The organism is Enterobacter cloacae complex sp. 6730903, assembly GCF_048283985.1.
In the GTDB taxonomy this organism is placed as follows: Bacteria; Pseudomonadota; Gammaproteobacteria; order Enterobacterales; family Enterobacteriaceae; genus Enterobacter; species Enterobacter hormaechei_C.
This window is the reverse complement of the sequence record NZ_JBLVXX010000080.1, coordinates 1-8,729: the sequence shown is the minus strand read 5'-3', so window position 1 is coordinate 8,729 and position 8,729 is coordinate 1. Positions and strand designations below refer to the sequence as shown.

At 56.4% G+C, this 8,729-nt stretch carries 6 protein-coding genes; 1 reads left to right on the top strand and 5 read right to left on the bottom strand.

Annotated elements, in window-relative coordinates:
• Positions 1-120: 120 nt before the first annotated feature.
• The 4 genes from katG to metB all read right to left on the bottom strand — a co-directional run bounded on the left by katG (position 121) and on the right by metB (position 7,158).
• Positions 121-2,301, bottom strand: a complete 2,181-nt coding sequence (katG, locus tag ACNQ0W_RS24170; RefSeq protein ID WP_045334315.1) for a catalase/peroxidase HPI — start codon at positions 2,299-2,301, stop codon at positions 121-123.
• A gap of 144 nt (positions 2,302-2,445) precedes the next feature.
• On the bottom strand, positions 2,446-3,336 hold the full coding sequence (gene metF, locus ACNQ0W_RS24165) for a methylenetetrahydrofolate reductase (protein WP_032104303.1): 891 nt from the start codon (positions 3,334-3,336) through the stop codon (positions 2,446-2,448).
• A 226-nt stretch (positions 3,337-3,562) separates the two neighbouring features.
• Positions 3,563-5,995 (bottom strand): bifunctional aspartate kinase/homoserine dehydrogenase II, encoded by a 2,433-nt coding sequence (locus ACNQ0W_RS24160; protein WP_033487968.1) that lies wholly within the window; start codon positions 5,993-5,995, stop codon positions 3,563-3,565.
• Positions 5,996-5,997: 2 nt separating this feature from the next.
• Positions 5,998-7,158, bottom strand: a complete 1,161-nt coding sequence (metB, locus tag ACNQ0W_RS24155; RefSeq protein WP_015569951.1) for a cystathionine gamma-synthase — start codon at positions 7,156-7,158, stop codon at positions 5,998-6,000.
• Positions 7,159-7,433: 275 nt separating this feature from the next.
• Here metB and metJ point away from each other — a divergent pair, with 275 nt between their 5' ends.
• Positions 7,434-7,751: a met regulon transcriptional regulator MetJ gene (gene metJ / locus ACNQ0W_RS24150; protein WP_003862042.1), complete on the top strand. Its 318-nt coding sequence runs from the start codon at positions 7,434-7,436 to the stop codon at positions 7,749-7,751.
• 42 nt (positions 7,752-7,793) lie between these two features.
• On the opposite strand, the gene ACNQ0W_RS24145 is transcribed toward metJ, so the two are convergent.
• Complete coding sequence (locus ACNQ0W_RS24145) at positions 7,794-8,474, bottom strand: oligogalacturonate-specific porin KdgM family protein (RefSeq protein WP_032608106.1); 681 nt, start codon at positions 8,472-8,474, stop codon at positions 7,794-7,796.
• Positions 8,475-8,729: the final 255 nt, after the last annotated feature.

Here is an 8,729-nt window from a genome sequence, read left to right as displayed (position 1 = left end):
TCTCAGTCCAGGGCATAGCGAGTCTCCTCTTCTATGCCAGTTATAACTGTTACCCATGTATCCGGTCTAAAGTGTTACCCATGTTTCCGGTTCATACCGCAGCGCCACCCGGCACAAGGGCTACTTCACGTCAAACCGATCCAAATCCATCACTCGCGCCCATGCGGCAACGAAATCACGAACGAACTTCTCGTGTGCATCACTGCTGGCGTAAACTTCGGCCAGCGCACGCAGGACGGCGTTTGAACCGAAGACCAGATCGGCGCGGGTGGCGGTGTATTTCACTTCTCCGCTGGCGCGATCGCTACCGGCAAACAGCTCGTTTGAGTCGTCGGTCGCTTTCCACTGGGTGTTCATATCCAGCAGATTAACGAAGAAGTCGTTGCTCAGCACGCCCTCGCGGTTGGTAAACACGCCATTCTTGCTGCCATCGAAGTTTGCACCCAGTACGCGCAGACCGCCGATCAGCACCGTCAGTTCCGGCGCGGTCAGGGTCAGCTGCTGGGCTTTGTCGATCAGCAGCGACTCCGTGGTGGACACATCCACCTGCGCACGGTAGTTGCGGAAACCGTCGGCAACCGGTTCGAGCAGGTTAAACATCTCGATATCCGTCTGGTCCTGACGCGCATCCACGCGGCCCGGGGTGAACGGTACGTTAACGTAAACGCCTGCCGCTTTCGCCGCCTGCTCAACGCCCACAACACCTGCCAGCACGATGATATCGGCCAGAGAGGCTTTATTCGTGGTGCGCTGAATAGCTTCCAGAGCCGGTAACGCCCGCACCGCCGCGGCGTTCACATCCCAGTCGCGCTGAGGCGCCAGCGCCAGACGCGCGCCGTTAGCGCCGCCACGCTTGTCGCCGCCGCGGAAGGTCGATGCCGACGCCCAGGCTACGGAAACCAGTTCGCTCACGGAGAGACCAGAGGCCGCGATTTCCGCTTTCAGGCTTTCAATATCTTCCTGCGTCGGATGGAACACCGGCTGAGGCAGCGGATCCTGCCAAATCAGATCTTCTTTCGGCACTTCCGGGCCAATGTACCGCGCTTTTGGCCCCATATCGCGGTGGGTCAGCTTGAACCACGCGCGCGCAAAGGCTTCGTTGAAGGCCTGCGGATCGTTCAGGAAGCGACGGGAAATTTTCTCGAATTCCGGATCAAAACGCAGCGTCAGGTCGGTGACCAGCATGGTTGGCTTGCGTTTTTTCGACGGGTCAAACGGGTCAGGCATAATTTCCGGCGCATCCACGGCCTCAAACTGAATCGCGCCTGCCGGGCTACGGGTCTGCACCCATTCGTATTTGAACAGGTTCTCGAAGAAGTAATTGCTCCACTGGGTCGGGGTTTGAGACCAGATAACCTCCAGCCCGGAGGTGATGGCGTCAGCGCCAATACCGGTGCCGTGCGTGCTGGCCCAGCCCAGGCCCTGCGCTTCAATCGGCGACGCTTCCGGGTCAGTGCCCACGTGCGTGGCTTCGCCTGCGCCGTGCGTTTTACCGAGCGTATGGCCGCCTGCAATCAGCGCGACGGTCTCTTCGTCGTTCATGCCCATGTTGCCAAAGGTAGCGCGGATCGCCGCCGCCGCAGACAGCGGTTCACCGCTGGCGTTTGGCCCTTCCGGGTTAACGTAAATCAGGCCCATTTCGGTGGCCGCAAGCGGGCGCTTCGCCAGCGCTTCCGGGTCACGGTGGGTCAGCCAGGCTTTTTCATCGCCCCAGTTGACGTCCAGATCCGGTTCCCATACGTCTTCACGCCCGGCACCAAAACCAAAGGTGCGGAAGCCGGAGTTCTCCAGCGCCACGTTACCCGCGAGGATAAACAGGTCGGCCCAGGAGATTTTTTGTCCGTATTTTTGCTTAATTGGCCACAGCAGACGGCGAGCTTTATCCAGGCTGACGTTATCCGGCCAGGAGTTCAGCGGCGCAAAGCGTTGCTGACCGCGTCCGGCGCCGCCGCGACCGTCAACGGAGCGATAAGTACCGGCGCCGTGCCAGGCCATACGGATAAACAGGCCCGCATAGCTGCCCCAGTCGGCAGGCCACCATGGTTGTGAGTCGGTTAACAGGGCTTTGAGATCGCCCTTAAGGGCGGAATAGTCTAGCTTGCTGAATTCTTTGCGGTAGTCGAAGTCTTCACCCAGCGGGTTCGAACGGTTGGAATGTTGGTTTAGAAGATCGATGCGGAGTTGCTTAGGCCACCACTCTTTGCTGCCGGTACCTGCACCCGCGCTATGATCGACGCCGCCCTGGTGGAACGGACATTTGCCGGCGGATGCCGCGTTATTGGTCTCGTCTGACGTGCTCATCGCTATGCTCCCTTTACAGTGTTACCGTTACGATATACACCACTAGCGATAAGAGATAGTTGAATTAATCCACAGATTCGATAGCTAATACCTTTTAACTCTCTGTTCGATTAAAAAGCCCTCGTTTTATGAGGGCTTTTTACTTTACAGCGCCGGGCGAACACCGAGCGTATGGCAAATGGCATAGCTCATTTCCGCGCGGTTCAGGGTATAGAAATGGAAATCTTTCACCCCTTCGCGACTTAAAATCTTCACCATGTCCATCGCGATATTGGCCCCCACCAGCTTGCGGGTTTCCGGGTCGTCGTCCAGCCCTTCGTACATTTTGGACATCCACAGCGGAATGCGCACGTTGGTCATATCCGCGAATTTCTTCGCCTGTTTGAAGTTCGAGACTGGCAGAATGCCAGGGATGATTTCGACATCAATACCCGCCGAGACGCAGCGGTCGCGAAAGCGCAGGTAGCTTTCCACGTCAAAGAAGAACTGCGTAATCGCGCGGTTAGCACCGGCCTCCACTTTACGCTTGAGGTTGAGCAGATCCGCCTGGGCGCTTTTGGCTTCCGGGTGAACTTCAGGGTAGGCGGCCACGGAGATATCAAAGTCGGCAACGTCTTTCAGCAGCCCGACCAGATCGGTGGCATACATCTCCGGCTTGCCGCTGCCTGGCGGGAGGTCGCCGCGCAGGGCCACAATGTGGCGAATGCCGTTATTCCAGTAGTCCTGGGCAATGGCGCGCAGTTCATCGCGGGTGGCGTCGATACAGGTCAGGTGCGGTGCCGCTTCCAGACCGGTTCGATCTTTAATGCCCTTAATGATGCTGTGCGTGCGGTCACGCTCACCGGAGTTGGCGCCGTAGGTTACGGAGACGAACTTCGGCTTCAGGCTGCTCAGGCGATCGATAGAGCTCCACAGGGTTTGCTCCATTTCACTGGTGCGCGGCGGGAAAAATTCAAAAGAGACGTTAATCTGGCCGTTTACTTCGGCCAGGCTCTGATTCAGGGCTTCCCGCTGGTTGGCGTGAAAAAAGCTCATACCTTACCTCTATCTTTCGCGTGTCGTTGTTTGTTGTGTTGTGAACTTCTATACGTTTAGACGTCCAGATGTAAAAATGACGGAAAAGCGGGATGACGTCAACAGAAATAATCAACATTAACGGTGAGGTTTGTTCAGGCAAGATGAAGGACGTTCATGATGGGAGTGAGTGCGGTCTGCTGCCCTCACCCTAACCCTCTCCCACGGGGAGAGGGAACAAGCGAAATTACAGCAGCTTAGCCAGACGGTTGATATCAGACTGGATCGCCCCGGCGGTGACATCGCGTCCCGCGCCCGGGCCACGGATCACCAGCGGGTTATCGCGGTACCAGCGGCTTTCGATGGCGAAGACGTTGTCGCATGGCAGGAGCGCCGCCAGCGGATGTTCAGGACGCACCGCCTCCACGCCCACGCGCGCTTTACCGTTCGCCTCGAAGCGCGCCACGTAACGCAGCACCAGGCCCATCTCGTTAGCCGCTTCCAGACGTTGCACCATCTGCTCATTCAGCTCGTCGCCGTTCTCGAAGAAGTGATCGACGGACCCTTCCTCGCAGCCCGCAGGTACCAGCGACTCAACGCGCACCTGCCCCGGCTCAATGTCGTAGCCCGCTTCACGCGCCAGGATCACCAGCTTACGCATCACGTCTTTACCGGCAAGGTCAACGCGCGGATCCGGTTCGGTTAAGCCCTGCTGCCACGCCTGATCCACCAGGTCGGTAAACGGTACGGTGCCGTCAAACTGCAAAAACAGCCAGGAGAGCGTGCCGGAGAAGATCCCGCTCAGCGCCAGAATGCTGTCGCCGCTTTCAATCAGATCGCGCACGGTATGGTTAACCGGCAGGCCCGCGCCAACGGTGGCGTTATACAGCCAGTGACGACCCGTTTTTTCGAATGCGTCGTGGATCTGGCGATATTTGTCAGTGCTGCTCGCGCCCGCCAGCTTGTTGGCGCTGATGACGTGGAACCCGTGGCTGGCGAAATCCAGATACTGATCGGCCAGCTGCTCGCTGGCGGTCACGTCCAGCACCACCAGATCGTCGTACGGGTGCGCGCGCATCCACAGGAACAGCGACTCTTCATCCTGCTCAACCGCTTCATCGTTAAAGAAGGCCAGCGCCCGGCTGGCGTCCAGCCCTTCGTAGTTCAGCAGGCTGCGGCGGCTGTCCACCACCCCTGCCAGAATAAATTCAAACCCGGTACGCGCCGAAAGCGTTACCTGCTCGCGGGCGAACAGCTCCAGCCAGCGGGAACCGATGTTCCCTTTCCCGAACAGTACCAGGCCGATGCGTTTTTCCGCGCGGAACAGGGAGGTGTGCAGACCCTGAATCAGGCTTTCGGTTGGCCCTTTACGCAGCACGGCAACCAGACTGATGCCCTCTTCCGACTGCCAGGTGAACTCCACCGGCTGACCTTTCAGTTGCTGCCAGAAGCGGTGGCAGTGCAGCGGGTTACGGGTGACGCCTGCGCCCACCATCGCCACCAGCGCCAGCCCCTGACGCAGGCGAAGCTCGCCCGGCAGGCCCGCTTCATCCAGAATTTTCAGGGCGCTGTCCACCACTTCAGCGGTATAGCAGAACTGCAACAGCTGACGATCGTTATGTACGCCAACGGCCAGCGGACGCACCTGGGCACGTTTCAGGATGGTGTCGATATCTTTGTGTGCCAGTTTGAAATCCTGGCCCGCAGGCACCTGGAACTCAATCAGGCAGATGTCATCATGGCTGGTGACAATGCGCGCGCCCGTACCGGATGCCAGCACGCGCTCGATGCGGGTGGAACCCTGATCCGGCGTGTAGCTACAGCGTAGTTGCAGGTCGATGTCGCTGCCGGAAACCGGCTGTAGCGTGCGCGCGTGCAGCACCGGGGCCGCCAGACGCGCCAGTTCGCTCGCTTCGTCGAGACGCAGCAGCGGCAGCAGGCAGGCATCTTTTACTTTGCGCGGGTCCGCGCTGTAGACACCGGCCACGTCGCTCCAGATGGTGACGCGGGACACGCCCGCCAGGGCGCCAATCTGCGTTGCCGAGTAGTCAGAGCCGTTACGGCCCAGCAGAACGGTTTCGCCCGCGTTGCTGCGGCTGATAAAACCGGTGACGACAATACGTTTACCAGGATGTTGCACCAGCAGCTGTTGCAGCAGCGGGTAAGACAACCCTTCGTCCACCTGCGGCTGCGCGGCACGTTCGGCACGCAGGAAATCACGCGCGTCGAGCCAGGCGGCGTCCACACCAAGATGTTGCAGCACAGCGGCCATCAGGCGCGCAGACCACACTTCACCGTGGCCAACCACTTCCGCATACACTGCATCGGTAATGCCGCTGTCCAGCAGAGCGGCCAGACGCTCAAGGTCGTGCGTAAAAGCGCTAATCAGCCCGTCCGCCACGTCCGCAGGCAGCAAACCGGCAATCAGTTCGCTCTGGTAACGACGTAAGGACTGTTGCACCTGATGCGCAGAGAGGCGATCGGTCTGGCTCAGTTTCAGCCAGCTAATCAACTGGTTGGTGGTGCTGCCCGCCGCAGAGACAACCATCATGTCCCCCGGCTGTGAATACTCGGTCATGATCCCTGCGACACGCAGGTAACATTTCACATCAGCAAGACTACTACCACCAAACTTGTGCAGCTGACGACCCTTCGTCCCTGCCTGCGCTATCACACTCATGATTACCCCTTGGCTGCGACCCGGAAGCCATTTTCCAGATCGGCAATTAAATCTTCAGAATCTTCAATACCGGTCGAGATACGCAGCAGCGTCTCGGAAATCCCGGCGGCGGCACGTGCTTCGGGTGCCATACCTGCGTGCGTCATGGTTGCGGCGTGGGAGATCAAGCTTTCTACTCCCCCTAAGGATTCCGCCAGCGTAAACAATGACAACCCGCTCAGGAAGCGACGCAGCGTTTGCTCGTCACCGTCCAGTTCAAAACTTAACATCGCGCCAAATCCTTTCTGTTGGCGCGCGGCAATCTCGTGCCCCTGGTTTTCCGGCAGCGACGGGTGATAAAGCTTCTTCACCAGCGGCTGGGTTTTCAGGAAATCCACGATCGCCTGGGCATTACGCTGCGCCACGTCCATACGCGGCGACAGCGTACGGATGCCGCGCAACAGCAAATAGCTGTCGAACGCGCCCGCGGTGACGCCAATGTTATTGGCCCACCATGCCAGTTCGGTGACTACCTCAGGATCTTTGGCAATCACCACACCTGCTACTACGTCAGAATGGCCGTTCAGATATTTAGTGCATGAATGCAACACCAGATCGGCACCCAGTGCCAGTGGGTTCTGAAGGGCCGGACTGAGGAACGTATTATCCACTACACTTATCGCTCCCGCATCCCTTGCGAGCTGACAAATTTTCGCAATATCGACTACGCGCAACAATGGATTGCTTGGACTTTCCACCAGCACCAGCTTCGGCTGCTCGGCAAGCGCCTGTTTCAGCGCCTGTTCGTCGTTTTGATCGACAAACAGCACACGGTAGCAGCCACGTTTCGCCAGGCTATCAAACAGACGATAGCTGCCGCCATAACAGTCGTGCGGCGCCACCAGCAGATCGCCAGGTTTCAGGAACACCGTAGTCACCAGGTGAATGGCAGACATGCCGGTATTGGTTAATACCGCACCCGCGCCGCCTTCCAGTTCCGCCAGCGCGCGCTGGGTGACGTCACGCGTAGGATTGCCGCGACGCGAGTAGTCATGCGCGCGGGGTTCATTAAATCCGGTGAAATTATAGGTGCTGGAGAGATGAATTGGCGGGACAACGCAGCCGTACTGCTCGTCATCATTCAATCCGCTACGCACTGCGATGGTGGCCTGTTTACGCGTCATGGTGAGGCTTCCTGGCGAATGAGGTGAAAAGTCAGGCACCAGAGTAAACATTGAAAGTATGGACGTCAATACATCTGGACATCTAAACTTCTTTGCGTATAGATTGAGCAATGTGCAAATAGCCGTTAAAATTATATGCTTTAGGACACGCTACAGCGGCAATATCCGTGCCTCGGTATCGTCTCTACGGTAAACTACGCAAGATTACGGTTCAAAACTGATGGTTACCGGTTTTGCACCTTTAGATTAATGACTGAGAGGATTAAAGGTATCTCATGGCTGAATGGAGCGGCGAATATATCAGCCCATACGCTGAGCACGGTAAGAAGAGTGAGCAAGTCAAGAAAATCACGGTGTCCATTCCTCTGAAGGTGTTGAAGATCCTCACCGATGAACGTACGCGTCGTCAGGTGAACAACCTGCGTCACGCCACCAACAGCGAACTGCTGTGCGAAGCGTTCCTGCATGCGTTTACCGGCCAACCGTTGCCGAACGATGACGATCTGCGCAAAGAGCGCAGTGACGAAATCCCGGAAGAGGCGAAGGTGATCATGCGTGAACTGGGTATCGACCCGGAGACCTGGGAATACTAACAGCGATGCGGTCCCGCTGAGGGTGCTCAGCGGGATGGTTTCTCAGAAGTTGTAGCCTAAGCCGACACGCAGACGCGTTTGTCGGTCGTCAGTGGTAGCGGTGTTATAGCCGGAAGAGACATTACCCACCTCCACGAATGGCACCCACGAATCGATGTTATACGCCACGCGGAAGTTATATTCGTAATCCTCTTTTTTGTTGTTATACAGATCTTCGTTGTCGGCGAATTTATAAATTCCGTTCAGTTCAAACATCCAGTTATCAATATTATACCCCAGCCACATTTCCGGGCGATATACCAGTCTGTCATCTTTACCGTCTGCATTACGGCGGGTATATTCGGTACGATAACGGAATGCCGTCCACCAGCTGTCATTAATATTATACTGTACGCGTAAATAGGGTTTATAAATAGCCATGTCGTCACCCATTTCAACCGCGACACCCGGCTGCCAGATAAATCCCTGCCAGGTAAACTGGTAGCTGGCAGTATATTCGTTGCTGTTACTCTCCATATTATTGAGCGCATCATTAGATTGCTTTTCGTCTGAGCGTGAGACGGCCTCTACGGCCACACCAAAGCCCGTCCCGAAACGGTGTGACATGTACACACGGTCATAGTTACGTCCATCGTCGTAATACTCGTGTCGGTAATCAACATATCCCGCCTGCGCTGCGCACGATAGTAATGGAAGCACGAATAAAAGTTGCTTCAGTTTCATCCTTTTTCCCTCAAAGTAAATGCACCCTGAAAGCCATCGCTGTTGAAATGGCAAATAAGAATTTATGTCGAGCGCAGTGTAATTTTACACCCGGAGGGAAACCTTTTATTTATTGCCATATCCGACAATAAAATGGCAAACAGGCCAAGAATACAGAGATAAAGCTCACTATCCGTATAAATAGGAATATATTAAGACACGGTGATTATTTTTCGGAAAAATTAAAATATATATTTGAAGAGGAAATATAAATAC

Coding starts and splice junctions, on each gene's coding strand:
- katG (WP_045334315.1), bottom strand. CDS start 2,301: ATGAGCACGTCAGACGAGACCAATAACGCGGCATCCGCCGGCAAATGT.
- metF (WP_032104303.1), bottom strand. CDS start 3,336: ATGAGCTTTTTTCACGCCAACCAGCGGGAAGCCCTGAATCAGAGCCTG.
- ACNQ0W_RS24160 (WP_033487968.1), bottom strand. CDS start 5,995: ATGAGTGTGATAGCGCAGGCAGGGACGAAGGGTCGTCAGCTGCACAAG.
- metB (WP_015569951.1), bottom strand. CDS start 7,158: ATGACGCGTAAACAGGCCACCATCGCAGTGCGTAGCGGATTGAATGAT.
- metJ (WP_003862042.1), top strand. CDS start 7,434: ATGGCTGAATGGAGCGGCGAATATATCAGCCCATACGCTGAGCACGGT.
- ACNQ0W_RS24145 (WP_032608106.1), bottom strand. CDS start 8,474: ATGAAACTGAAGCAACTTTTATTCGTGCTTCCATTACTATCGTGCGCA.